The sequence below is a fragment of the Rhodococcoides corynebacterioides genome, from assembly GCF_019834675.1.
In the GTDB taxonomy this organism is placed as follows: Bacteria; Actinomycetota; Actinomycetes; order Mycobacteriales; family Mycobacteriaceae; genus Rhodococcoides; species Rhodococcoides corynebacterioides_A.
This window is the reverse complement of record NZ_JABUBU010000001.1, coordinates 186,903-210,961: the sequence shown is the minus strand read 5'-3', so window position 1 is coordinate 210,961 and position 24,059 is coordinate 186,903. Positions and strand designations below refer to the sequence as shown.

The 24,059-nt window shown below is 70.4% G+C and carries 22 protein-coding genes and 1 pseudogene; 6 read left to right on the top strand and 17 right to left on the bottom strand.

Translation table 11 applies throughout. The features are described from left to right. Window positions 1-36: 36 nt before the first annotated feature. The 6 genes from HQ603_RS00955 to purF all read right to left on the bottom strand — a co-directional run bounded on the left by HQ603_RS00955 (window position 37) and on the right by purF (window position 7,639). The gene (locus tag HQ603_RS00955) at window positions 37-1,653 is read right to left on the bottom strand and encodes an ABC transporter ATP-binding protein (protein ID WP_222682527.1); all 1,617 of its coding nucleotides are present in this window, start codon (window positions 1,651-1,653) and stop codon (window positions 37-39) included. Next, entirely contained in the window at window positions 1,650-2,609 is a 960-nt protein-coding gene (locus HQ603_RS00950) for an ABC transporter permease (RefSeq protein ID WP_222682526.1), read from the bottom strand. The genes HQ603_RS00955 and HQ603_RS00950 overlap by 4 nt, the downstream gene beginning before the upstream one ends. Continuing rightward, on the bottom strand, window positions 2,609-3,697 hold the full coding sequence (locus HQ603_RS00945; protein ID WP_222682525.1) for an ABC transporter permease: 1,089 nt from the start codon (window positions 3,695-3,697) through the stop codon (window positions 2,609-2,611). Before HQ603_RS00945 ends, HQ603_RS00950 begins: the two co-directional genes overlap by 1 nt. A gap of 2 nt (window positions 3,698-3,699) precedes the next feature. Beyond that, window positions 3,700-5,274 (bottom strand): ABC transporter substrate-binding protein, encoded by a 1,575-nt coding sequence (locus tag HQ603_RS00940; RefSeq protein ID WP_222683139.1) that lies wholly within the window; start codon window positions 5,272-5,274, stop codon window positions 3,700-3,702. A gap of 183 nt (window positions 5,275-5,457) precedes the next feature. Next, window positions 5,458-6,069 (bottom strand): ASCH domain-containing protein, encoded by a 612-nt coding sequence (locus tag HQ603_RS00935; RefSeq protein ID WP_222682524.1) that lies wholly within the window; start codon window positions 6,067-6,069, stop codon window positions 5,458-5,460. A gap of 4 nt (window positions 6,070-6,073) precedes the next feature. Beyond that, entirely contained in the window at window positions 6,074-7,639 is a 1,566-nt protein-coding gene (purF, locus tag HQ603_RS00930; protein WP_222682523.1) for an amidophosphoribosyltransferase, read from the bottom strand. A 163-nt stretch (window positions 7,640-7,802) separates the two neighbouring features. Here purF and HQ603_RS00925 point away from each other — a divergent pair, with 163 nt between their 5' ends. Then, a complete protein-coding gene (locus HQ603_RS00925) occupies window positions 7,803-8,318 on the top strand; it encodes a DUF427 domain-containing protein (protein ID WP_222682522.1) in 516 nt (171 codons plus the stop codon). A gap of 2 nt (window positions 8,319-8,320) precedes the next feature. Then, window positions 8,321-8,638, top strand: coding sequence for a hypothetical protein (locus tag HQ603_RS00920; RefSeq protein ID WP_222682521.1), 318 nt, complete (start codon window positions 8,321-8,323; stop codon window positions 8,636-8,638). On the opposite strand, the gene HQ603_RS00915 is transcribed toward HQ603_RS00920, so the two are convergent. Both HQ603_RS00915 and HQ603_RS00910 read right to left on the bottom strand, forming a co-directional pair. Then, the gene (locus HQ603_RS00915) at window positions 8,639-8,968 is read right to left on the bottom strand and encodes an AzlD domain-containing protein (RefSeq protein WP_222682520.1); all 330 of its coding nucleotides are present in this window, start codon (window positions 8,966-8,968) and stop codon (window positions 8,639-8,641) included. After that, a complete protein-coding gene (locus HQ603_RS00910; RefSeq protein WP_308126295.1) occupies window positions 8,965-9,648 on the bottom strand; it encodes an AzlC family ABC transporter permease in 684 nt (227 codons plus the stop codon). The genes HQ603_RS00915 and HQ603_RS00910 overlap by 4 nt, the downstream gene beginning before the upstream one ends. Before the next feature lie 84 nt (window positions 9,649-9,732). Here HQ603_RS00910 and HQ603_RS00905 point away from each other — a divergent pair. Further along, a pseudogene (locus HQ603_RS00905) lies at window positions 9,733-10,298 on the top strand (helix-turn-helix domain-containing protein). Between the two features lie 10 nt (window positions 10,299-10,308). On the opposite strand, the gene HQ603_RS00900 reads toward HQ603_RS00905, so the two are convergent. The 5 genes from HQ603_RS00900 to HQ603_RS00880 all read right to left on the bottom strand — a co-directional run bounded on the left by HQ603_RS00900 (window position 10,309) and on the right by HQ603_RS00880 (window position 16,564). Beyond that, window positions 10,309-10,695: a sterol carrier family protein gene (locus HQ603_RS00900; protein ID WP_222682518.1), complete on the bottom strand. Its 387-nt coding sequence runs from the start codon at window positions 10,693-10,695 to the stop codon at window positions 10,309-10,311. Between the two features lie 5 nt (window positions 10,696-10,700). After that, window positions 10,701-11,045: a CPBP family intramembrane glutamic endopeptidase gene (locus tag HQ603_RS00895; protein WP_222682517.1), complete on the bottom strand. Its 345-nt coding sequence runs from the start codon at window positions 11,043-11,045 to the stop codon at window positions 10,701-10,703. 4 nt (window positions 11,046-11,049) lie between these two features. Further along, window positions 11,050-12,783 carry an alpha/beta hydrolase gene (locus HQ603_RS00890; protein ID WP_261773239.1) on the bottom strand — a complete coding sequence of 578 codons (1,734 nt, stop codon included), beginning with the start codon at window positions 12,781-12,783 and terminating at the stop codon, window positions 11,050-11,052. A 109-nt stretch (window positions 12,784-12,892) separates the two neighbouring features. Continuing rightward, window positions 12,893-15,178 carry a phosphoribosylformylglycinamidine synthase subunit PurL gene (gene purL, locus HQ603_RS00885; RefSeq protein ID WP_222682516.1) on the bottom strand — a complete coding sequence of 762 codons (2,286 nt, stop codon included), beginning with the start codon at window positions 15,176-15,178 and terminating at the stop codon, window positions 12,893-12,895. Between the two features lie 111 nt (window positions 15,179-15,289). Then, window positions 15,290-16,564 (bottom strand): M18 family aminopeptidase, encoded by a 1,275-nt coding sequence (locus tag HQ603_RS00880; RefSeq protein ID WP_222682515.1) that lies wholly within the window; start codon window positions 16,562-16,564, stop codon window positions 15,290-15,292. 624 nt (window positions 16,565-17,188) lie between these two features. Between HQ603_RS00880 and HQ603_RS00875 the strand changes: the two genes are divergently transcribed. Beyond that, window positions 17,189-18,481, top strand: a complete 1,293-nt coding sequence (locus HQ603_RS00875) for an alpha-amylase family glycosyl hydrolase (protein WP_222682514.1) — start codon at window positions 17,189-17,191, stop codon at window positions 18,479-18,481. A 1-nt stretch (window position 18,482) separates the two neighbouring features. Here HQ603_RS00875 and purQ read toward each other — a convergent pair whose 3' ends face one another. Both purQ and purS read right to left on the bottom strand, forming a co-directional pair. Continuing rightward, complete coding sequence (gene purQ, locus HQ603_RS00870; protein ID WP_222682513.1) at window positions 18,483-19,172, bottom strand: phosphoribosylformylglycinamidine synthase subunit PurQ; 690 nt, start codon at window positions 19,170-19,172, stop codon at window positions 18,483-18,485. Then, window positions 19,169-19,402, bottom strand: coding sequence for a phosphoribosylformylglycinamidine synthase subunit PurS (gene purS, locus HQ603_RS00865; RefSeq protein WP_068151702.1), 234 nt, complete (start codon window positions 19,400-19,402; stop codon window positions 19,169-19,171). Before purS ends, purQ begins: the two co-directional genes overlap by 4 nt. A gap of 113 nt (window positions 19,403-19,515) precedes the next feature. Here purS and HQ603_RS00860 point away from each other — a divergent pair, with 113 nt between their 5' ends. Then, window positions 19,516-20,160 (top strand): MBL fold metallo-hydrolase, encoded by a 645-nt coding sequence (locus tag HQ603_RS00860; protein WP_222682512.1) that lies wholly within the window; start codon window positions 19,516-19,518, stop codon window positions 20,158-20,160. Here the strand turns inward: HQ603_RS00860 and HQ603_RS00855 are convergent. Further along, window positions 20,157-21,800, bottom strand: a complete 1,644-nt coding sequence (locus tag HQ603_RS00855) for an FAD-binding dehydrogenase (protein ID WP_222682511.1) — start codon at window positions 21,798-21,800, stop codon at window positions 20,157-20,159. The two genes, HQ603_RS00860 and HQ603_RS00855, sit on opposite strands and share 4 nt — an antisense overlap. 18 nt (window positions 21,801-21,818) lie before the next feature. Next, a complete protein-coding gene (locus HQ603_RS00850; protein WP_222682510.1) occupies window positions 21,819-22,415 on the bottom strand; it encodes a helix-turn-helix domain-containing protein in 597 nt (198 codons plus the stop codon). A 64-nt stretch (window positions 22,416-22,479) separates the two neighbouring features. Between HQ603_RS00850 and HQ603_RS00845 the strand changes: the two genes are divergently transcribed. Continuing rightward, entirely contained in the window at window positions 22,480-24,042 is a 1,563-nt protein-coding gene (locus HQ603_RS00845) for an FAD-dependent oxidoreductase (RefSeq protein ID WP_222682509.1), read from the top strand. The last annotated feature ends 17 nt before the right edge of the window (window positions 24,043-24,059 follow it).

The following is a 24,059-nucleotide window of genomic DNA, read 5'->3' as shown; positions in this document are numbered from 1 at the left end:
CCGGGCCGACTGCGCCCTTACGGTACCGGAGCACCCTCACGGCCGGTCCCGCGTCACCCGGGGCTCCGGGATCGCGGCGATCAGGCGGCGGGTGTACTCCTCGGCGGGCTCGCGGAGGATGCGCGAGGGGCTCCCCTGCTCCACCACGGCGCCGTTCCGCAACACCGCGACCCGATGGGCGAGCCGGTCCACGACGGCCAGGTCGTGGCTGACGAAGAGGCAGGCGAACTGCAACTCGGCCTGCAACTCCTCGAACAGGTCCAGCACCGCCGCCTGCACCGAGACGTCGAGCGCGCTGGTCGGCTCGTCGGCCACCAGCAGGTCCGGCTTCAGCACCAGCGCGCGGGCGAGCGACGCCCGTTGCCGCTGACCGCCGGAGAGCTCGTGCGGGTACCGGGCGTCGGTGCCGGACGGCAGCTTCACGGCGTCGAGCCACTCACGCACGGTGCGCGCGATCTCGGTCTTGCCCACCCCGTGCACGATCAGCGGTTCGGCGACCGCCTTACCGACGGTGAGCCGCGGGTTGAGGGAGGTCGAGGGGTCCTGGAACACGAAACCGAAGCGCTTGCGCAGCGCCTTGAGGTCCTTGCCGCGCAGGCGACCGACGTCCTGGCCGAGGACCGCGACGGAGCCGGACGTCGGCTTCTGCAGGGCCGCGACGCACCGCCCGATGGTCGACTTGCCGGAGCCCGACTCCCCCACCAGGCCGAGCGTCTCGCCGCGGTGCAAGTCGAACGAGACGTCGTCGACGGCGCGGAACACCGGTTGGCCGAGGCCGCCCGGGAACTGCACCGTCAGATCGCGGACCGACAGGACCACCTCGTCGGAGACGGTCCGGTCGGCCACCACGGGGTCGAGCGTCGGGACCGCGGCGAGCAGCGTGCGCGTGTACTCGGCCGACGGGGACTCGAAGAGGTCGTGGACGGTGGCCTCCTCGACCACCTCGCCGTCCTTCATCACCACGACGCGGTCGGCGATGTCGGCCACCACGCCCATGCTGTGGGTGATGAGGACGATCGCGCAGCCCAGCCGGTCCTTGAGGTCGCGCAGCAGGTTGAGGATCTCGGCCTGCACGGTGACGTCGAGGGCCGTCGTGGGCTCGTCGGCGATGATCACCTTGGCCTCGCAGGAGATGGCGATCGCGATCATCACGCGCTGCTTCTGCCCGCCGGACAGCTCGTGCGGGTAGTAGCCGAAGCGTCGTTCCGGATCGGGCAGGCCGACGAGCTCGAGCAACTCGATCGCGCGTCGGCGGGCGGCCTTCTTGTCCATCCGGGTGCCGTCGGCTCCGGGATGGGCGCGCAGCGCTTCGACGATCTGGTAGCCGACGGTGAACAGGGGGTCGAGGGCACTGCCCGGTTCCTGGAACACCATCGCCACGTCGCGGCCGCGCAACTGCGCCCATTGCTTGTCGCCGAGTCCGATCACCTCGCGGTCGCCGAGGGTGACCGAGCCGCGCACCGACGCCGTCCCCGGCAGCAACCCGATGGCGGACCGCACGCTGACGGACTTGCCGGACCCGGACTCCCCCACCACGGCGAGCACTTCGCCCGGACGGACGTCGAACGAGACCTCGGAGACGGCACGGACGGCGCCGCCGTCGGTGGCGAAGGTGACCGACAGGTCCGTCAGGGTGAGGGCAGGAGTGGTCATGATCCGTCCTTGGCCCGACGGCGCGTACGCAGTACGGGATTGAGTGTCTCGCTGACGGATTCGCCGACCATGGTCATGCCGAGCACCACCAGCACGATGGCCGTGCCGGGGAAGATCGACGTCCACCAGATGCCGTTGGAGATGTCCGGCAGCGCCTTGTTGAGGTCGTAGCCCCACTCCGACGCCGACGTCGGTTCGATGCCGAACCCGAGGAAGCCGAGGCCGGCGAGCGTGAGAATCGCTTCCGCACCGTTGAGCGTGAGGATCACCGGCAGCGTCTGGGTGACGTTGGCGAGGATGTGCCGGAACATGATGCGCAGTGGGCTCGCCCCCGTGACGCGGGCAGCGTCGACGTACGGCTCGGTCTTCACCGACACCGTGGCGTTGCGCACCACCCGGAAGTACTGCGGCACGAACACCGCGGTGATCGCGACCGCCGCCGACAGCACGCCGCCGAAGCTGCTCGACTGACCGCCGGCCACGACGATCGAGACCACCACGGCGAGAAGCAGACTCGGGAAGGCGTACATGGCGTCCATGAACAGCACGAGCACGCGGTCCACCCAGCGGCCGATGTAGCCGGACAGCAGTCCCAGCGGCACGCCGACGGCGATGGAGAGCACCAGCGACACCCCGATCACCAACAGCGCGGTCCGGGCGCCCCACACGACGCGGGAAAAGACGTCCTCCCCGCGTACCGAGGTGCCGAAGAGGTGATCGGCGCTCGGTCCCGCCTGCCGGGCGAAATCGACGCCGTCGGCCGAGGTCTGGGAGAACCCGAACGGGGCGATGAGCGGCGCAAAGACGGCCATGATCACGAACGCGGCGACGAGGATCAGGCCGATGACGATGGTGGCCTTCTGCAGCCCGGCGCTCGACCGGACGATCGCCAGTCCCGGCACCCCGCGCCGGCGCTTCGGCGCCTCGATCTCGCCGACGGTCACTTCGATGGTCATCAGAACCTCACCCGCGGGTCGACGAGGGCCACAATCGCGTCCGTGAGGAAGCTGATCACCGCGACCACGATGGCCAGGAAGGTCACGATGCCCTGGACGGCGACGAAGTCGCGCGCCTGCAGGTATCGGGCGAGCTGGTAGCCCAGGCCCTGCCACTCGAACGTGGTCTCGGTGAGGACGGCCCCGCCGAGCAGCATCGCGATCTGCAGGCCCATCACCGTGACCACGGGGATCAGGGCGTTGCGGAAGGCGTGACGACGGGCCACCGTGCGGGCCGACAGTCCGCGGGCGCGCGCGGCGTCGACGTACCCGGCCTGCAGGGTCTGCAGCAGGTTGACGCGCACCAGGCGCAGGAACACGCCCGCCGTCAGCAGGCCCAGCGCGATCGCCGGGAGCACGGCGTGCTTCAGCACGTCGACGGTGTAGGCGGGCTCGCCGTAGAGGATGGAATCGATCAGCAGGATGTTGGTCTTCGGCGAGACGTTCCGCAGGGCGAGTTCGACGTCGGTGCTCGCGCGGCCCGCCACCGGCAGCCAGCCCAGCTTCACCGCGAACACGAGCTTGAGCAGCATGCCCACGAAGAACACGGGCGCGGCGTAGAAGAGGATCGCGAGGATGCGCAGGGTGCCGTCGGAGAACGAGTCCCGACGCGTGGCGGCGTAGAAGCCGAGCGGGATGCCGACGGCGAAGGCCACCAGCAACGCCCAGAAGGCGAGCTCGAGGGTGGCGGCGCCGTTGGTGATCAGCACGCTGCTGATCTCCTGGTTGTTGGTCGCGGCGCGACCGAAGTCACCGCGCACCAGGCCGGACAGATATTCCCAGTACTGCACGAGGATCGGCCGGTCGTACCCGGCGGCGGCGCGGCGTTCGGCGATCTGGTCGGCGGGCAGCCGTCCGCCGAGGGCGGCGCTGATGGGGTCTCCGAGCACGCGCATGAGGAAGAAGACCACCGTGACCAGGATCCACGCCGTCGGGACGATCAGCAGGAACCGGATCACGAGATAACGGGCGAGCGCGCCGTAGCGTGACGACGCGCTCGCCCGTGACTGCTTCCCCACCGACGCCTCGTCCGGCGTGGTGGTGGTCATGCTCAGCCCTTCGCGATGGGGGTGAAGCGGAACTTGAACGACGCGTCGAGGGTCTCGTCGACACCGGTGACGGAGTCGGTCGAGATCGCGATCTGCTTGCCCTCGAGCAGCGGCAGCGTCGAGACGTGATCCTGCGCCATCTTGGTCTGGATCTCCCCGATGATCTCGCTGCGACGAGCCTCGTCGGTCTCGGTGCGCTCGGCGTCGATCAGCGCCGTGATCTCGGGGTTGTCGAAGTGGTTCTGCAGGAAGTTGTCCGGCGCGAAGAACGGCGTCAGGTAGTTGTCGGCGTCCGGGAAGTCCGGGAACCAGCCCAGCTGGTACACGGGATAGGTGTCCGCGACGCGTTCCTTGTTGTAGGTGTTCCACTCGGTGGACTGCAGGTTCACCGTGAACAGGCCGGTGGCCTCGAGCTGCGCCTTGACCGCGGCGTACTCCTCGGACGAGCTGGACCCGTAGTGATCGGGGTTGTACTGCAGGTTGACCGCGACGGGCGTCTGCACGCCGGCGTCGGACAGGAACTTCGCGGCCTCGTCCTTGTTCGGCGCCTCGCCGTAGATGTCCTTGAAGGCACTGTTGGCGCCCTCGAGGCCGCTGGGCACCACCGACCACGCCGGGGTGAACGTGCCCTTGTAGACGTTCTCCGACAGCGCCTCACGGTCGACGGACGACGCGACGGCCTTGCGGATCGCCAGCTTCTGCTCCGGGGTTCCGCCGGGCATGGTGTTCAGGTTGAACACGACGTAGCGCAGCTCGCCGCCGGGGCCCTCGTGCACGGTCAGACCCTCGGTGCCCTCGAGCGACTCGATGTCGGTCGGGGTGAGCGAGCGCCACGCGACGTCGATGGACTTGTTCTGCATGTCGAGCTTGAGGTTGTCGGCGCTGGTGTAGGTGCGCAGCGTGACCGACGCGGTCTTCGGGGCGCCCAGCGTGCCCTGGTAGCCGTCGAACGCGGAGAAGCTCACCAGGGAGTTCTTCTCGTAGCTGTCGATGGCGTACGGCCCGGCGAACGGCTTGCCGGCCACCACCGCGTTGTCGTCGAGGATCGCGTCGGCCGAGAAGACCTGCGAGTCGACGATCGGCCCGGCGTTGGTGGCGAGCACCTGCGGGAAGGTCTGATCGTTCGGGGCCTTCAGGGTGAACTCGACCGTGCGATCGTCCGGCGCCGCCACCGAGTCGAGGTTGGCGAGCAACGACGACGGGCCGTTGGGATCGTCGATGGAGACGATGCGGTCGAAGGAGAACTTGACGTCCTCGCTGGTCAGCGCATTGCCGTTGGCGAAGGTCAGGCCGTCCTTCAGCGTGCAGGAGTACACGGTCGGCTGGCTGAACTCGCAGTTCTCCGCGGCGTCGGGCTTCAACTCGTCGCTGCCCGGCGCATAGTTCATCAGGAACGGATAGACCTGGTTCATGATGGTGAACGAGCCGTTGTCGTACGAGGCGGCCGGGTCGAGGGAGTAGACCTGGTCGGTGGTGCCGACCACCAGCGCGTCGCCGCCGGCCTCGCCGCCCCCGCCGCCGCCGTCGTCGGTACGGCCGGAGCCGCAGGCAGCCGCCGTGAGGGCGGCTACGGACATGAGGGACACGGCGGCGGTACGGGTGCTGAACACGCGCGCGGTGCGTCCTCGGGAGGGCACGCTCATGGTGGGTGATCCTTCGTTCGTCGTCGCACAGCAGACGGGTGTCGTACGACAGTGCGTTTCGGTGAACGGAAGATTACCGAGGCGGTGTGACGATCGTGTGACGAATGCGTTTTTCAGTCATGACCGGTCATGACCGGTAGGGCTGTCGGCCTGTCCGACGGCCCCGTCGAGCACCCGCTCCCCCCGCGGTGACAGTCGGTACCCGACCCGCAGGCTCTCCGTGAGGCCGAGCGCCTTCAGGCGCCGCACCCGCGGCTTGAACACGTCGCGCCCCAGCCCCAGCCGAGCCCCGAGGTCCGCGGCGAGCACCGCCGGGTGATCGCGGATCAGCTCCAGCGTCGCCCACGCCCACGGGGAATCCGCCCGCGCATCCATCGCGTCGACCTTCGCACGCAGGGCCGCCAGGTCGTCGTCGGTGAGATCGTCGTCCTCGCGCAGGGCGATGCGAGGATCCTCGCCGCCGAACGACACCTCGATGCGCCACACGGGATCACCGTCGGCGCCGCGAAAACCCTTGCGCAGCTGCGCGACCGAGGTCTCCCCGGCCGGCCGGGCGTCGTCGTCGGTCAGGGACGCGGGGTCGACCTCGGTGATCGCGTCGACCACGATCACGCCGACCGGCGTGTGGATCCAGGTGCCGACCTTGACGCGACGCGTCGACCACCGCCGGTACTGCACCCGGACCGTTCCGGCGGCGATGGCCTCGGCGACGGCGCGACGGATCAGCACGGCGTCAGGGGCGGGACAGGGCGCTCACGTTGTCGTCGTCGGCGGGAGCGGTCAGACCCGGCGCCGCGGCGAACAGCTTCTCGAGCACGCTCTTGCCCATCGCGGTCTCCTTCGGGAGCGCGATGGGGTAGTTGCCGTCGAAGCACGCCGCGCACAGCCGGGTGGAGGGCTGCTCGGAAGCGCCGATCATGCCGTCGATCGAGATGTACCCGAGCGAGTCGGCACCGATGGCCTGCCGCACACCCTCGAGCATGCCGTCCTCGGATTCCATGCCGTTGGCGATCAACTCGGCGGGTGAGGCGAAGTCGATGCCGTAGAAGCAGGGCCACCGCACGGGCGGGGAGGCGATGCGCACGTGGATCTCGAGGGCACCGGCCTCGCGCAGCATGCGGACCAGGGCGCGCTGGGTGTTGCCGCGGACGATCGAATCGTCCACCACCACGAGCCGCTTGCCGCGGATGACCTCGCGCAGCGGATTGAGCTTCAGGCGGATACCGAGCTGGCGGATGGTCTGCGACGGCTGGATGAAGGTGCGCCCGACGTAGGCGTTCTTCATCAGGCCCTGGCCGTAGGGAATGCCGGAGCCCTGCGCGTAGCCGACCGCGGCGGGCGTGCCGGACTCGGGAACCGGAATGACCAGGTCGGCCTCGGCCGGATGCTCCTCGGCCAGGCGGCGGCCGATCTCGACGCGGGTGGAGTGCACCGAGCGTCCACCGATCACGCTGTCGGGGCGCGCGAGGTAGACGTACTCGAACACGCAACCCTTGGGCTCGGGTGCGGCGAACCGCGAGGACCGGACGCCGTCGGCGTCGATGGCGAGCAACTCACCCGGCTCGATGTCCCGGACGAAGGACGCGCCGACGATGTCGAGGGCGGCGGTCTCGGACGCGACCACCCAGCCGCGGTCGAGGCGACCGAGCGAGAGCGGGCGCACCCCGTGCGGATCACGCGCGGCGTACAGCGTGTTCTCGTCCATGAAGGTGAGGCAGAACGCGCCCTCGAGCGTGGGGAGCAGCTCCATCGCGGCCTGCTCGATGGTGCTGTCGGCGGCACCGTGGGCGAGCAGTGCGCCCACCACGTCGGAGTCCGAGGTGGCACCCGTGCCGCGCGGGCGACCCATGATGCCCGCCTCCCGCGCCCGGTCGGACAGGGCCGCGGTGTTGACGAGGTTGCCGTTGTGGCCGAGGGCGACGCCGCTGCCCGCGGCGGTGGTCCGGAAGATCGGCTGCGCGTTCTCCCAGGTGGTGGACCCGGTGGTGGAGTAGCGGCAGTGGCCGATGGCGACGTGGCCGTTCATGGCCGCGAGCGTCTGCTCGTCGAACACCTGGCTGACCAGGCCGAGATCCTTGAACACCAGCACCTGTGCACCGTCGGCGACGGCGATACCGGCGGCTTCCTGGCCGCGATGCTGCAGCGCGTACAGGCCGTAGTACGTCATCTTGGCGACGTCCTCACCGGGCGCCCAGACGCCGAAGACGCCGCATTCCTCGCGGGGTTCGTTCTCCGGTCCCTCGAGATCGGGCGTGCTCAGCAGGTTGGGGCTGTGGACCGAGAGATCGGCACGGGTCACGACAAGCTCTCCCTAGGGGCCGGCGAGGGGTTACGACGATGGTCGCACGTGGACAGCGCAGAAGCGATTCCGGTGATCGAGTCTACGGCGCTCGCCGGACGCAACCGTCGGACCGCCCGACTTGTTCCCCGTATGCCCGATCACGGCAGGCATGATGGAGACCATGGTCGGCAGACTTCCCTTCGGCGTGACGCCCGAGCAGCCCGGCGAGGGCCAGGAATCGGTGTGGGACTACCCCCGCCCGCCCCGACTCGAGTCGTCGACGCGGCACCTGGTGGTGCGGTTCGGCGACGCGGTGATCGCGGACAGCACGTCCGCGTATCGCGTGCTCGAGACCAGTCACCCGCCGACGTGGTACATCCCGCGTGACGACGTCGATTCCGCGCGTCTGCGTCGATCCCGCGCGCGATCGACGATGTGCGAGTGGAAGGGCGCCGCCACGTACTGGGACGTGCTCGGCGACGACGGCGCGGTCCTCGAGGCGGGCGGGTGGAGCTACGAGAACCCGACCCCGGCGTTCGCGGACATCGCCGGCGCCCTGTCCTTCTCCCCCGCCCAGCTCACCTGCGAGCTCGACGGGGAGATCGCGCGTGCTCAGGAGGGCGGCTTCTACGCGGGGTGGATCACCGCGGACGTGGTCGGCCCCTTCAAGGGGATTCCGGGCAGCTGGGGTTGGTGACGGTGGACCGCACCGAGGCCGACCGCTACGCGCACTCCGACGTCGCGGAACGCTCGCGCCGGGAGAAGGCCGTCGCGCTCGCGCGGTACCTGTGGGACCGCGACATCTCCGCCGACGATCTCGCGGCGATGCCGGCGGCCACGCGGCGCAAGCTCGCGCGGGCGGCGGAGATCAATCCGCCGAGTTCGGACGAGACCTGGACGGTGGTGGCCCGGCTGCTCGAGGAGAAGGCGGCGTGGGCGGCCGGCCGGCCGGAGACGCCGCGTCCGAACCGGGACGAGAAGATCCTGTGGGTCAAGCCGCCGGTGCAGCCCTGGTAGTCACGCGGCACCCAGCAGGCGCAGCACCGCCGTGACCGCGGCCGCTCCGACGACCACCACGACGAAGGGCGCTCGCCGCCAGGCGAGCACACCGGCCACCAGCACGCCCGCGGGCAGGGCGAGGCCCGACGACGTCACCCCGTCCGGGAACGCCGACGTCGCCACGAGGGCGACGAAGACGACGGCCACGGCGACGTCCATCGTGCGCTCGGCCGACGCGGTCAGAGTTCGCCTGCCGCGCAACACGATTCCGGCCAGCCGGAGCAGGTAGGTCCCGACCGCGAGCCCGAGCACGCCGAGGACCAGAACCGTGGCGCTCGCGGTACTCATGCGTCGCTCCGCTCGCGGCGGAGCATGACCGGCACCACCACGGCCAGCGCGATCACCACGGACACCCCGGCGGGTACCACCGTGTTCGCGAGGAGGGCGACGACGGCCCCGACGAGCGCCGCACGCCTGGTGAGGCGGTCGCGCAGCGCCGGCATCACGAGGGCGAGCAGGACGGCGGGGAAGGCCGCGTCGAGTCCCAGCGCGTCGGAGTCGGCGACGACCGACCCCACGGCGGTGCCGACGAGCACGCCGAGGTTCCACAGGACGAACAGCAGGATCGAGGAGAACCAGTAGGTGCGGCGTCGTCCGGTCGACGTGGTCGCCGCGGTGGCGAAGGCGACGGACTCGTCGGTCACCAGGTGTGCCCCGATCAGTCGCGTCGTCGTCCTCTCCCCCAATAACGGGGCGACCGAGAACGCCAGCGGCGTGAGGCGGCCGTTGATGAGGAGCGCGCCGAGGGCGGCGGCAAGGACCGTCCCGCCCGACGCGAGGACGCCGACGAAGACGAACTGCGACGCGCCCGCGAAGACGACCACCGAGAGCAGGACCGGGAGCCACCACGGAAGGTCCGACGCCACGGCGATGGCGCCCAGCGACGCCCCCACCAGGGCGTCGGCCAGGCACACCACCAGGATGTCTCGCACCGCGACGTCCGGATCGTGCCGGATCGTTCGCATCATCGAACGCATGACTCCTACGATGAACGGTGACAGTCCTGTTCGTCAAGACGAACGATCGACGTGTCTTCCGAACGGTGTGCCAGAATGGTCACCGTGCCGTCCGACCGCGCCCCCATCGCCGCGATCGCCGCCTCACTGGTGCGCGAGCGTCGTCGTACCGGCCTGTCCCTCGCCGAGGTCGCCCGCCGCGCCGGGATCGCCAAATCGACTCTGTCGCAACTCGAATCGGGGACCGGAACCCGAGCGTCGAAACGCTCTGGGCGCTGTCGGTGACCCTCGACGTCCCGTTCGCCCGGCTGGTCGAGCCGGCCCGCCAGGAGGTGCGCCTCGTGCGCCGCGGCGAGGGTCCGGCCATCGCCTCCGACGCGGCCGAGTACAGCGCCACACTGCTGACGTCCTGCCCGCCGAATGCGCGTCGGGACGTCTACCTCATCGCCGCCGATCCCGGCAGCCCCCGCCTGTCCGATCCCCACATGCACGGCGTCGTCGAACACGTGGTGCTCGGCACCGGCCGCGCACGCCTCGGGCCGGTGGACGACCCGGTCGAACTGCTCCCGGGCGACTACCTCTCCTACCCCGGCGACGTGCCCCACGTCTTCGAGGCTCTGGAACCGGGTACCACCGCGACCATGATCACTGAGCAGTACTGACGCGCCGGGGTCACACCCGGACGAGCGGCAACCAGTGCGCCACCTCGCCGGCCCGCCCACCGGACGCCGTCACGCCCGCACCCCGCACGGCGTCGGCGAACTCGGTCCGACCGGTCACGAGCAGCAGCCACGTCCGCGGATCGCACTCCACCACGTTGGGCGGCGTGCCGCGCGTGTGCCGAGGCCCGACGATGCACTGCACCGCGACGAACGGCGGCACCCGCACCTCGACGCTCGACCCCGGCGCGGTCTGTTCGAGCGTCCGGGCGCTCAGGCGCACGGCGGCCGCGATCTCGGCGCGGGGCGGCTTGGGTGCGGCCGGGTCGTCGAGCCAGGCGGACACCGCGATCAGCGACGCCCGGAGTTCGGCCGGGTCCACGGTCTTCGACGGTGCCACGCCGGTCAGTCTCTCACCCGGCGCGACCACCACGTCGCCGCCACCGCCCCGGCCGCGTTGGTCGCCCAGTGCAGGGCCATCGGGGCCAGCAGCGTGCCGGTGCGGCGCCGCGCGAGGACGAACAGCGCGCCCGCGGCCGTGGTCACCACCACGACGGGCACGGACCGGTTCGACCCCGGCCAGTGCCACACACCGAACGCGACCGACCCGGCCACCAGCGCGGCGTCCGGGCCGACGAGCGCGGTGGCGACCTCGTCGACGATGCCGCGGAACAGGAACTCCTCCGGCAGCACCGTGCCCATCGGGATGTCGAACCAGACCCAGCGGGCGAGGGACCGCGCGGTCACCACGCCGCTACTTCTCCGGACCGTCCGCGTCCGCGTACTCGGTCATGACCGCGCGGATGCGTTCGGTGTCGGCCTGCGTCCAGCCCTCCGGAGCCGCCACGGCCGCGAAGCCGTCGAGCACCGTGGTGCCGTAGTTGTGGCCGTGCCCGTCGGGCACCCCGGCCGCGTTGGTCAGGTCGGCACTGACCTGCCAGAACGTCACGAACGGGAACCACCGCATGCTGGGCAGCCGGTCGTAGCCGGGCGGTTCGGCCAGCCAGTCCGGCCGCTGGAACAGCAGGTCCGGCGTCCACCAGACGATCGGGTCGGACGGGTGCTGGATGTAGAGCACCCGCGGGAACGGCCACTCGCCGGACAGCGCCTCGACGTCGCGGGTGCTGTCCGCGAACCGCATCAGCAGGCCGCCGGCGTACACGGGTTCCACCTCGGTGGTGCCGGGGTCGCGACGGTCGACGTAGGTGGACCAGATGCGATTGGAGTTCGGCGGCCCCACCCAGAGCACACCGTCGACGGTGCTCCGGATGTCGGCGATGTCCGCGAACGCCCCCTCGCCGGCCTGGGTGCCCAGACTCTCGCCGTACACGTAGAGCTTGGGCCGCGTCTCCACCGGTTCCTGCTCCCACCGCGCGTGGACCCGATCGATGAGGTCCTTGCCCGCCGCGGCGGCCTTCTCCCGGTCGGCGAGGAACGAGATCCAGCTCGGCAGGTAGGAGTACTGCGACGCCACCAGCGCCACGTCGCCCTCGTACATCAACTCCACCGCGCGTGCGGCGGTCGGGTTGACCCAGCCGGTCCCGGTGGTCGGGATGACGACGACGGCGCGGCGGGAGAACGCGTCGGTCCGGTCGAGTTCCCGGATCAGCAGATCCATGCGCTCCTCGGGCGTCTCGGCGCTCTCGAGTCCGGCGTAGACGCGGATGGCCTGCTTCGACTCGCGCCCGGTGGCGCGCCGCATCTCGTCGGCGTCCAGACCACCGGAGACGAAGTTGCGCCCCTCGAATCCCAGCGTGTCCCAGTCGACCACCGAGCCGGGCCCGCCGGATCGCTCCGGGACCGTCGGCTGCTCGGCGCCCTCGCGCGTGTTGCCGTTCTGCGTACTGAACACCGAGTTGGCCACGCTCATGGTGCCGCGCAGCAGCACACCCTGGACCAGCGTCACCAGGACCACGATCACCAGCACGAAGCCCACCAGGTTGGCCACCCACTGCGGCAGCCGGATCAGGCGGAGCAGAGTGCGGACGACGAACCGGCGGATGTCGCGCAGGACCCGCCACGTGCCGATCAGGACACCCGCGACGACGACGCTGATGATGCCGGTCCGAATGAATCCGGTGCTGGTGAGCCCCTCGGCGTTCATGAGCGCCGCGAGCTGACGCTGCCACTCGGCGGAGGCGTAGAGCATGACGGCACCCGCCACCGCACCGACGATCGGCACCGCCACGACGATGCCGCGTTCGACGCGCGGAGGCAGCGGCCACCACGGTTGTTGGCGGAGCACCGTCCGCAGCAGCACCCACCCGACCGCGACGCCGACGCCGTACCCGATGGCGGCCGTGATGCCGCTGACGATGCCCTGGAACAGCCAGCCCCGCGGCAGCAACGACGGCGTCAGCGACCAGCAGAAGAACAGCGCGCCGAAGGCGATGCCGGTGACGTCGAGCCGCAGGAGTCCCCACGCCCACACCACCGCGGGATGCTTGCGCACGGTGTGCGTGGCCGTGGCGAGCACGTACGCCGGCAACTCCTCGAAGGAGTGCGGCCGGGGAATGTCCTCCTCGGTGTCCGCGCCGCCCCGCTCCGATGACCGCGTGGTCGTGTCGGTCACCGGACGGCTCGGATCGAGCCGTCGATCAGCCGAAGAGCCTCGGGAGCGTCCCCTCGAACGCCTCGCGGAGCTCGGCCAGCGGCACGGTGAACTGCCCCTGGAACTCCACCTCGTCCGACCCCTCGTCGGCCACGCCGATCCGCACCCACGGCAACCCCCTCGCACTGCACATTCCCGTGAACCGGGTCTCCTCGGTTCGAGGAACGGCTACGAGTACCCGCCCGGACGATTCCGAGAACATGGTGACGAACGGGTCGACACCCTCGGGCAGCAGGATCCGGCATCCGGACTCGCCGGCGAGGGCCGCCTCGACCACGGCCTGGGCCAGGCCGCCCTCCGACAGATCGTGCGCCGCGCTGACCAGTCCGTCGCGGCTGGCCGCGGTGAGGATGTCGGCGAGCAACTGTTCGCGGGCCAGGTCGACGCGCGGGGGAACGCCGCCGAGGTGGTCGTGGATCACCTGCGCCCAGATGGATCCGTCGAACTCGTCGTGCGTGTCGCCGAGGAGGATCAGCGTCTCTCCCGGCTCGAGGCCGAGGCCCGTGGGAATGCGGCGATGGACGTCGTCGAGCACGCCCAGCACGCCGACGACGGGGGTCGGCAGGATCGGCGTCGAGCCGGTCTGGTTGTAGAAGCTGACGTTGCCGCCCGTGACCGGAATACCCAGGGCCACACAGCCGTCGGCGAGTCCGCGCACCGCCTGCTGGAACTGCCACATCACGCCCGGGTCCTCCGGCGAGCCGAAGTTCAGGCAGTTGGTGACGGCCTTCGGCGTCGCGCCCGTGGTGGCCACGTTGCGGAACGCCTCCGCCAGCGCCAACTGGGCGCCGCGGTACGGGTCGAGGGCGGTGTAGCGACCGGAGGCGTCCGTCGCGAGAGCGATACCGCGACCGGTCTTCTCGTCGATCCGCACCACACCGGCGTCGGCGTGCTCGGCCAGGACGGTGTTGCCGCGGACGTAGCGGTCGTACTGCTCGGTGATGAGACGACGGCTGCACAGCTGCGGCGAGGAGATCATGCGCAGCAACGTCTCCCGCAGCTCGACGGGGGTCGACGGGCGCGGCAGTCCCTCGGTGGTGTTCGCCACCAGCGCGTCCTGCGCCGCCGGGCGCTGCACGGGCCGCTCGTAGACCGGACCCTCGTGCGCCACGGTGCGCGGCGGCACGTCGACGACGGTCTCGCCGTGCCAAGTGATCTGCAGGTTTTCGCCGTCGGTGACCTCGCCGATGACGGTGGCCAGGACGTCCCACTTGGCGCACACGGCCATGAACGCGTCGACGTTCTCGGGCGCGACCACGGCGCACATGCGCTCCTGGGACTCGCTCGAGAGCACCTCCGCCGGCGTCATTCCCGTGGCGCGCAGCGGTACCCTGTCGAGCTCGATGTGCATGCCGCCGTCACCCGCGGAGGCGAGCTCGGACGTCGCGCACGACAGGCCGGCGCCGCCGAGGTCCTGGATGCCGACGACCAGCTTCTGCTGGTACAGCTCGAGGCAGCACTCGATGAGCACCTTCTCGGTGAACGGATCACCCACCTGCACGGCGGGCAGCTTCTTGCGCCCGCCGCTGGACTCGAACGTCTCCGACGCCAGCACGGACACGCCGCCGATGCCGTCGAGCCCGGTGCGCGCACCGAACAGGATGATCTTGTTGCCGGTGCCCGACGCGAACGCCAGGTGCAGGTCCTCGGTGCGCATGACGCCCGCACACAGGGCGTTGAGCAGCGGATTACCGGCGTACGAGGCGTCGAAGACGGTCTCGCCGCCCACGTTGGGCAGGCCCAGGGAGTTGCCGTACCCGCCGACGCCGCGCACGATGCCCTCGAGCACCCGGCGGGTGTCCGGCGCGTCCGCCGCACCGAACCGCAGCTGGTCCATCACCGCGATGGGCCGTGCGCCCATGGCCATGATGTCGCGAACGATGCCGCCGACTCCGGTGGCGGCGCCCTGATACGGCTCGATGTACGACGGGTGGTTGTGGCTCTCCACCTTGAACGTGACGGCCCAGCCGTCCCCGACGTCGACGACGCCGGCGTTCTCGCCGATGCCGGCGAGCATTCCGGCCCGCATCTCGTCGGTGGTGGTCTCGCCGAAGTACTTCAGATGCACCTTGGAGGACTTGTAGGAGCAGTGCTCGCTCCACATCACCGAGTACATGGCCAGCTCGGCGTCCGTGGGACGACGGCCCAGGATGTCCTTGATGCGGGCGTACTCGTCGTCCTTCAGCCCCAGCTCGGCGTACGGCTGCGCGACGTCCGGGTCGGCAGCGGCGTCGGCAACGGTGTCGACCCGAGGGGTTGACTCGACAGACACGATGGAGGGGTCCTTCCCTGGGGCACGACACGACCGAGCACGACCGAGGCACGCCGGTTCGCGAGAACGACGGTGATTCTACGGCCCCGCTCCGACAGGTCCCGCAGCCCGTCAGACCCCCAGGAAGGCGGCGAGGGCGTCGGAGTACATCTCGACGTCGTGCGCCCCCATGAGTTCGCGCGCCGAGTGCATGGCCAACTGCGGTGCGCCGACGTCGACGGTCGACAGCCCGGTACGCGACGCGGCGATGGGGCCGATGGTCGACCCGCACGGCAGGTCCGCCCGGTGGACGTACCGCTGCATCGGCACGTCGGCACGCTCGCACGCCTGCGCGAACGCCGCCGCCCCCACGGCGTCTGTGGCGTAGCGCAGGTTCTGGTTGACCTTGAGCACGGGTCCGCCGTTGATCTCGATACGGTGCGACGGCTCGTGCCGCGCCACGTGAGTGGGGTGGGTGGCGTGCGCCATGTCGCCCGAGGCGTGGATCGACGCGGCCATGGTCCGGAAGAAGTCCTCCCGAGAACCCCCGCGCACCAGCACGATCCGCTCCAGCACGGTGTTCATCAGATCGGAGAAGGCGCCGCGGTCGGACATGCTGCCGACCTCCTCGTGGTCGAACAGCGCGAGCACCGGCACCACGTCGTCGGCCTCCGCGGCGGCGGTGACCAGCGCTTCGGTACCCGCGTAGCAGGTGCCCTGGTTGTCCAGCCGTGGCGAGCTGACCAGATCCTCCGAGAACCCCACCACCGCAGCCGGATTCAGGTCATGGGTCATCAGTTCCCACCCGAGCACGTCGGCGTCGTCGACTCCCGCTTCGTCCGCGACGAAGGCCAGGAACGAGCGCGGCGAGCGCCCCGTGCCCCACACGGCGTCGACGTGATTCTGGGGGTCGAGGTGGACGCCCTTGCGGTCCTCGGACAGGTGGATGGCGAGCTGCGGGACGCGGAGGATCGGCCGGTCGACGCGCACGGCCACCTCGCGGACACCCGCGCCGTCCCGGACGCCGAGCCGGCCGGAGATCCCGAGATCGCGGTCCAGCCAGGAGTTCAGCCAGGCGCCGCCGTAGGGCTCGAGGGCCACCATCTGCCAGCCGGCGGAGTCGCGATCGGGGTGCTGCTTCACGCGCAGGTTGGGGCTGTCGGTGTGGCCGCCGACGATGCGGAAGGGCGCGTCGGGCGCGCGCTCGGTGGACCACGCGATGAGCGAGCCGCCGCGGACCACGATGTACCGCCCCGGCTCGGTGGGCCACGCGTCGGTCTCGTCGAGCGTGGTGAAGCCGTGCGCGGCCAGTTCGGCGGTGACGGTCTCGACGACGTGGAAGGGCGAGGGCGACGCGTCGACGAACGAGCAGAGGCCGGACGCGGTCGCGGAGGTGAGGGACGCCATGATCACCGATCGTAGAGAGGCCGGGCCGGGAAACGACGAAGCCGGGCCCACCGCGAGGGTGGACCCGGCTTCACCGAGAAGGGACGACTCAGCTGAAGAAGCCGATGCCCTTGATGAACGTTCCGGCACCGCCGAAGATGTTCGAGAAGGCGGTGAGGGTGTCGACGATCATCTTGATGGTGTCGGCGTCCATGGTGTTCTCCCTTTGTGAGGTCGGTGGGCTTGTGCCCGGTCATAAGTTATTCACAGAATGGCGAGCCCGCAACAGAACGCGTGTCGTCCAAGTGTGACCTGAGTCACCTCATGAGCCGCAGCGCGCCCCGTCCGCCCCACCGAACGGTCAGCTGAAGCTGGTCAGCGTCTTCAGGATCGTGCCGAGCGCGGTGACGAAGTCCGAGAGATCTTCGAAGGACGAGAAGAGGTCGGTCAGGGAGGACGACACGGGCGGGCTCCTTCTGTGGAGGTGAGAGGCGAGCACCACGCTCGCCGACGTCAGTAAGTCACACGAAGATCGGGGCCGCAACAGGAGCATCTTCTGTTCACTCTCACAACACGTCGTCGCCACCGACTACCGTCGGAACTTTCCGACCATGACCCCACCCCCGACCCCCGAGGAGCCACCCCGTGTCCGACCACCCGGCACCGTCCGCGTCGACCGAGCCGGACTGGGTCGCCCACGCGATCTGGTGGCAGGTGTTCCCGCTGGGGTTCACGGGCGCCGAGCGGGAGAGCGCGCCGCTGACCCACCGGCTGCCGCACGTCGAGTCCTGGCTCGACTACCTGATCGACCTCGGCTGCAACGGGCTCGCGCTGGGCCCGGTCTTCGCGTCGTCCACGCACGGGTACGACACCGTCGACCACCTCGCCGTCGACCCCCGCCTGGGCGACGATGCCGACCTCGACCACCTGCTCGCGACGGCGCGCGAGAAGGGTGTGCGCATCCTGCTCGACGGCGTGTTCAACCACATCGGTCGGGACCACCCGTGGGCCGTCGAGGCCGTGCGCGAAGGACCCGATTCGACCGCAGGACAACGCATTCGGTGGTCCGGTGATCGCCCGGAGTCGTTCGAGGGACACGACATCCTGGTCGCGCTGAACCACGACAACGGCGCCGTGCAGGACCACGTCGTCGACGTCATGAACCACTGGCTGGCGCGGGGCGCGGACGGGTGGCGACTGGACGCGGCGTACGCCGTCGACCCGTCGTTCTGGGCCGCGGTGCTGCCGCGGGTCCGCGCCGAGCATCCGGACGCGTGGTTCGTCGGCGAGATGATCCACGGCGACTACGCCACGTACGTCGACCGGTCCGGTCTGGACTCGGTGACGCAGTACGAGCTGTGGAAGGCCACGTGGAGCGCCCTGCGCGACGGCAACTTCTTCGAGCTCGCCCACGCCCTCGGCCGGCACGACGCGCTGCTGCCGACGTTCGTGCCCGCCACGTTCGTCGGCAACCACGACGTCACCCGCGTCGCGACGACGCTCGGCGACGACCGAGACGTCGACATCGCAACCGCACTGCTGTTCTTCGTCCCCGGCACACCCACCGTCTACTACGGCGACGAGCAGGGCTTCCGCGGCACCAAGGAAGAGCGGGTCGGCGGCGACGACGAGATCCGCCCGCCGTTTCCGGCGAGCCCGGACGAGTTGTCTCCCTTGGGTCTACCGCGGTACCGCGTGCATCAGGCGATGATCTCGCTGCGTCGACGGTTCCCGTGGCTGCGCACCACGTCCGCCGACGTCGAGACGCTGACCAACACCGCGCTCACGCTGCGGGCGGCGCACGACGGCACCACCCTCAGGCTCGCGCTGAACCTCGGCGACGACGCGGTGACGCGTCCGGGCGGTGAGGTCCTCGCCGCCGCGGACGGCGTGGGCGACACTCTCCCGCCTCACACGTGGGCGATCGTCCAGAACTAGCTCAGGCCGTCACCACCGCGTCGAGCGCGGAGTAGAAGATCCCCAGACCGTCGTCGCTCGGGCCCGTGAGGGCCTCGGTGGCGTGCTCCGGATGCGGCATGAGCCCGACGACGCGCCCGTTCTCCGACGCGATTCCGGCGATGGCGCGCTGCGATCCGTTGGGGTTGTCGCCGGCGTAGCGGAACACCACGCGGCCGTCGCCTTCGAGTTCGTCGAGCACGGCCTCCGACGCCTGGAACCGGCCTTCACCGGACTTGAGCGGCACCAGGATCTCGGCGCCGGCCTCGTACCGCGACGACCACGCCGTCGCGGTGTTCTCCACCGTCAGCCACTGATCGCGGCAGGTGAAGTGCAGGTTGGCGTTCCGGGTCAGCGCGCCCGGCAGGAGACCGGCCTCGCACAGCACCTGGAAGCCGTTGCAGATACCCAGCACGGGCAGTCCGCCGCGCGCCGCGTCGATCACGGCGGTCATCACCGGGGCGAACCGGGCGATGGCGCCGGCGCGCAGATAGTCGCCGTAGGAGAAGCCACCGGGCACGACGACGGCGTCGACACCCTTGATGTCGGCGTCCCCGTGCCACAGGGCGACGGCCTCGCCACCGGCGAGGTTCACCGCCCGCGCGGCGTCGATGTCGTCGAGCGTGCCGGGGAAGGTGATGACGCCGATGCGGGCGCCCGTCGCGGCCGTCACAGCCGGGTCACCTTCCACTCCTCGATGACGGTGTTGGCCAGGAAGGTCTCGGCGATCGACTCGAGCGTGGCGTCGTCCACGTCGTCGCCGACCTCGAGCTCGAACCGCTTGCCCTGACGGACGTCGGAGACACCGGCGAAGCCGAGGCGGGGCAGCGCCCCGACGATGGCCTGGCCCTGGGGGTCGAGAATTTCCGCTTTGGGCATGACGTCGACTACGACACGGGCCACGGTGGGTGCTCCTGAACATCGGGGGTGAGCGTGCAGGCAAGTTTAACCGCTGCGCTTGCCGCATCCGTCCGCGTCCCCGGTCCGCCGGGCGGGACGCGGCGCATACTCGGGTGATGGAGCTGACTCACTTCGGACATTCGTGCATCCAGGTCTCCCTCGAGGGATCGACCGTGCTGTTCGACCCCGGTGCCTTCTCGCACGGGTTCGAGGGCATCACCGGCCTCGACGCCATCCTGATCACGCACCAGCACGCGGATCACGTGGACACCGACCGGTTGCCGGCACTGCTCGAGGCCAACCCGGACGCCGCCCGGTACGCCGACCCGCAGACCGCGGAGCAGCTCGGTGAGGGCTGGACCGCCGTGCACGCGGGCGATGTCCTGTCCGTGGGCGACCTGCGCATCACCGGCGCGGGCGGTACCCACGCCACCATCCACCCCGACGTTCCGCTGATCGACAACATCGCGTTCCTGCTCGGGTCGGCCGAGCGTCCGGGGCAGCTCTACCACCCCGGCGACTCGCTGTTCGTGCCCGACACCGCCGTCGAGGCGCTGGCGCTGCCCGCCGCCGCCCCGTGGATGAAGCTCAGCGAGGGCGTGGATTTCCTCCGGGCCGTCGCACCGCGCGTCGCGTTCCCCATCCATCAGGCCGTCGTTTCACCCGAGGCACGCGGCTTCTGGTACGGCCTCTACGACCAGTTGTCGCCCGAGGCAACCGAATTCCGCACCGTCGACGAGGAATCCGGCGTCACGGTCTAGCGGGCCAGGGCGCGGCCGGCGGCGCGACCGGAGAAGATGCAGCCTCCGAGGAACGTCCCCTCCAGGGAGCGGTATCCGTGGACGCCGCCGCCGCCGAACCCTGCCACCTCACCGGCCGCGTAGAGCCCCGGGAACACCGACCCGTCGGCCCGCAGCACCTGCGACTCGAGGTTGGTCTCGAGGCCGCCCAACGATTTTCGGGTCAGCAGGTGGAGCTTGACGGCGATCAGCGGCCCGTTGGCGGGGTCGAGCATCTTGTGTGGCGAGGCGATGCGGGCCACCCGATCACCGCGGTACTTGCGCGCGGCGTGGATGGCCGAGACGGACAAGTCCTTGCCGAAGTCGTTGTCCATCTCCCGATCTCGCGCCACGAGCAGGGCTTCGATCGCCGCGGGATCGAGCTCGACGTCGCCGATCTTGTTCATCCCGGCGACCAGCTCGGCGACGGAATCGGCCACCACGAAGTCCTCGCCGCGAGTCTTGAACGCCTCCACCGGCCCGGGGGCGCCGGGCCGCACCCGTTCGAGGAGCTTGCGCACGTCGCGGCCGGTCAGATCGGGGTTCTGCTCCTGCCCCGAGAGTCCGAACTCCTTCTCGATGATCTTCTGGTCCAGCACGAACCAGGTGTAGTCGTGGTCCGTCGAGACGATGTGTTCGAGCGTGCCCAGGGTGTCGAATCCGGGGAAGAGCGGCGCGGGCAACTGCGTTCCCGTGGCGTCGAGCCACAGCGACGACGGGCCGGGCAGGATGCGGATGCCGTGGTTCGGCCACACGGAGTCGAAGTTGGTGATGCCCTCGGTGTAGTGCCACATGCGGTCCTCGTTGATCACGTGACCGCCTGCGCGGCCGGTGATCTCGAGCATGCGGCCGTCGACGTGCGCGGGGACCCCGGAGAGCATGTGCCGCGGCACCCGGCCCATGCGCGTCGGCCAGTTCTTCTTCACCAGCTCCCAGTTGCCGCCGATGCCGCCGGACGTCACCAGCACGGCGTCCGCGCGGAACTCGAAGTCGCTCACCACCGTTCGCGACGACGTCACCCCACGCGCCGCCGTCGTCGGTTCGAGGACCGCACCGCGGACGCCCGTCGCGGCGCCGTCGGTGACCACGACCTCGTCGACGCGATGGCGGAACGCGAAGGTCACCGAGCCGCGCTCGACACCCTCGCGCACGATGCGCTCGAAGACCTCCACCAACCCCGGTCCGGTGCCCCACGTCAGGTGGAAGCGCGGGACGGAGTTGCCGTGACCCGTCGCGCCGTACCCGCCGCGCTCGGCCCACCCCACCAACGGGAAGACCTTCCAGCCCCGCTCCCGCAGCCAGCTGCGCTTCTCCCCCGCGGCGAACGCGACGTACGCCTCCGCCCACTGCCGAGGCCAGTGGTCCTCGGGGCGGTCGAACGTCGCCGCGCCCATCCAGTCCTGCAGGGCCAGATCGTAGGAGTCCTTGATGCCGAGACGTCGTTGCTCGGGGCTGTCGACCAGGAAGAGCCCACCGAAGGACCAGAACGCCTGGCCGCCCAGGTTCGCCTCGTTCTCCTGGTCCACCAGGATCACCCGCTTGCCGGCAGCCACCAGTTCCGCGGTGGCCACCAGCCCCGCGAGTCCGGCTCCCACCACCACGACGTCGGCGTCACGTGTCATGTCACCCAGCGTAGAACGTCATCGCGGCGGGTACTGGGCGGTCAGATGCATCCGTTCGCCCTGGGGCCCGAAGATGCCGAGGTATTCCACGGGCCGATCGTCCGCGGAACCGAACCAGTGCGGCAGGTGGGTGTCGAACTCGGCCACCTCCCCCGGCTTCAGCACGAAGTCCCGGTCCCCGAGGATCATCCGCAGGCGTCCGCTGAGAATGTAGAGCCAGTGGTAGCCCTCGTGGGAGTGGAGCGTCGGCTCGGCGACGGGCGGACCGGCGGGGACGATGGTCTTGTACGCCTGCAGACCCCCCGGCCGGCGGGTCAGCGGCACCACCGTCATCCCGTTGTGGCGCTTCTCCGGCCGCAGATGCACCCGCGGGTCCCCGGTCTCGGGAGCGTCGACGATGTCGTCGAGCGGCACCTCGTAGACCTTCGCCAGGGGCAGGAGCAGTTCGAGGCTGGGTTTGCGTTGTCCCGATTCGAGGCGCGAGAGCGTGCTCACCGGAATGCCCGTGCGCTCGGCGACGACGGTCAGCGTCACGTCGGCCTTGCGTCGTAACGCCCGCAGCCGCGGGCCGATCGCCGAGAGCACCGAGTCCACGTCGTCTGCGCCGTCGTTCATGGTCTTATTGCAGTTTCGGCAAAGATGTTTGTCAAATCCGCGATACGCGCTCATTGTGGCTGCCATGACCGCACACACCCAGTCCGCCCCCCGCTCCCGGTCCGACGTCGACGTTCTGGTGGTCGGCGGCGGCGCCGCGGGCCTGAGCGCAGCCCTCGTGCTGGGCCGTGCCCGACGCCGCGTCGTCGTCCTCGACAACGGCACCCCGCGCAACGCACCCGCGTCGCACATGCACGGCGTGCTCGGCCGCGATCACACCTCACCCCTCGACTACCTGAAGCACGGGCGGGCCGATCTCGACCGCTACGACGTGCGCATCGTCGACGCCACCGTCACCGCCCTCGGTGGGCACGGCGGGCATTTCACCGCCACCACCGACGACGGCACGACGATCACCGCCCGACGTCTCGTCGTCACCACCGGTCTCACCGACCACCTGCCCGACCTCCCCGGACTCGAGAATCGGTGGGGCCGCGACGTGGTGCAGTGCCCGTACTGCGACGGGTGGGAGGTGCAGAACCGCCGGATCGGCGTGCTCCGCACGTCACCGATGAGCCTGCACCACGCCACCCTCTGGCGGCAGTGGACCGATGACATGATCTACCTCACGGACGGCGCCGAGCCGACCGAGGACGAGCGCACCCGCCTCGGCGCGCGCGGCGTCGACATCGTCACGACGCCGGTCACGTCCGTCGAGACCACCGACGACGCCCTCAGCGGCGTCACCCTGGCCGACGGCACCGTCGTCCCGCTCGACGCCCTGGCGGTGGGACTGCGGTTCAGCGCGCGGGGCGAGCTGCTCGCGTCGCTCGGTCTGCACCCGGTTCCGCACCCGATGGGACTCGGCGAAATGATCGAGGCGGACCCGACGGGTGCCACGTCCGTTCCTGGAGTTCGGGTGGCGGGCAACGTGTCCGACCCGTCGGCCACCGTGATCGCGTCGACGGCGCAGGGGTCGCTGGTCGGTGCGCACACCAACCTCGAGCTCGTGATGGAGGAGACCGACGCCGCCGTCGCTCGGGCCGGCGAGAAGCCGACGCTCGACGGCGCGTTCTGGGACGAGCTCTACCGCGAGTCGGAGCGGCGCTGGAGCGGAAACCCCAACCCGCCGTTGACTCTGGTGGCTGCATCGCTGACGCCCGGCCGGGCGCTCGACGTCGGCTGCGGCGAGGGTGCCGACGCCGTGTGGCTGGCCCGGCAGGGCTGGGAGACGACGGGCGTGGACATCTCGGCGGTGGCCGTGGAACGGGCGCGCGCACTGGACGATTCCGTCACCTGGGAGACGCGAGACCTGGTGCACGACCCGCTGCCGGAAGCGTCGTTCGACCTGGTGACGATGCACTACTTCGGCATCCTGCGCTCCGACGGGGACGACGCGGTGCGGCGCTTGGCCGCGACCGTCGCGCCGGGCGGCACGCTGCTGATGGTGAGTCATGCTCGCGTGCAGGGGCATTCGTGGGCGGGCTTCGACCCGACGGACTTCTGGTCACCCGGCGAGGTGGGCGCCGTGCTCGATCCGGCCGAGTGGGAGATCCGCGTCGACGAGACCCGCCCGCGCCCCGCGCCGCCCGCCGGGGCGGGTGGGCATCACGTGGACGACGAGATTCTGGTGGCCGTCCGGCGGTGACCCCCGCGCTGGTCCGC

Coding starts and splice junctions, on each gene's coding strand:
- HQ603_RS00955 (WP_222682527.1), bottom strand. CDS start 1,653: ATGACCACTCCTGCCCTCACCCTGACGGACCTGTCGGTCACCTTCGCC.
- HQ603_RS00950 (WP_222682526.1), bottom strand. CDS start 2,609: ATGACCATCGAAGTGACCGTCGGCGAGATCGAGGCGCCGAAGCGCCGG.
- HQ603_RS00945 (WP_222682525.1), bottom strand. CDS start 3,697: ATGACCACCACCACGCCGGACGAGGCGTCGGTGGGGAAGCAGTCACGG.
- HQ603_RS00940 (WP_222683139.1), bottom strand. CDS start 5,274: ATGTCCGTAGCCGCCCTCACGGCGGCTGCCTGCGGCTCCGGCCGTACC.
- HQ603_RS00925 (WP_222682522.1), top strand. CDS start 7,803: ATGGTCGGCAGACTTCCCTTCGGCGTGACGCCCGAGCAGCCCGGCGAG.
- HQ603_RS00915 (WP_222682520.1), bottom strand. CDS start 8,968: ATGAGTACCGCGAGCGCCACGGTTCTGGTCCTCGGCGTGCTCGGGCTC.
- HQ603_RS00910 (WP_308126295.1), bottom strand. CDS start 9,648: ATGATGCGAACGATCCGGCACGATCCGGACGTCGCGGTGCGAGACATC.
- HQ603_RS00880 (WP_222682515.1), bottom strand. CDS start 16,564: ATGGCGTCCCTCACCTCCGCGACCGCGTCCGGCCTCTGCTCGTTCGTC.
- HQ603_RS00860 (WP_222682512.1), top strand. CDS start 19,516: ATGGAGCTGACTCACTTCGGACATTCGTGCATCCAGGTCTCCCTCGAG.
- HQ603_RS00855 (WP_222682511.1), bottom strand. CDS start 21,800: ATGACACGTGACGCCGACGTCGTGGTGGTGGGAGCCGGACTCGCGGGG.
- HQ603_RS00850 (WP_222682510.1), bottom strand. CDS start 22,415: ATGAACGACGGCGCAGACGACGTGGACTCGGTGCTCTCGGCGATCGGC.
- HQ603_RS00845 (WP_222682509.1), top strand. CDS start 22,480: ATGACCGCACACACCCAGTCCGCCCCCCGCTCCCGGTCCGACGTCGAC.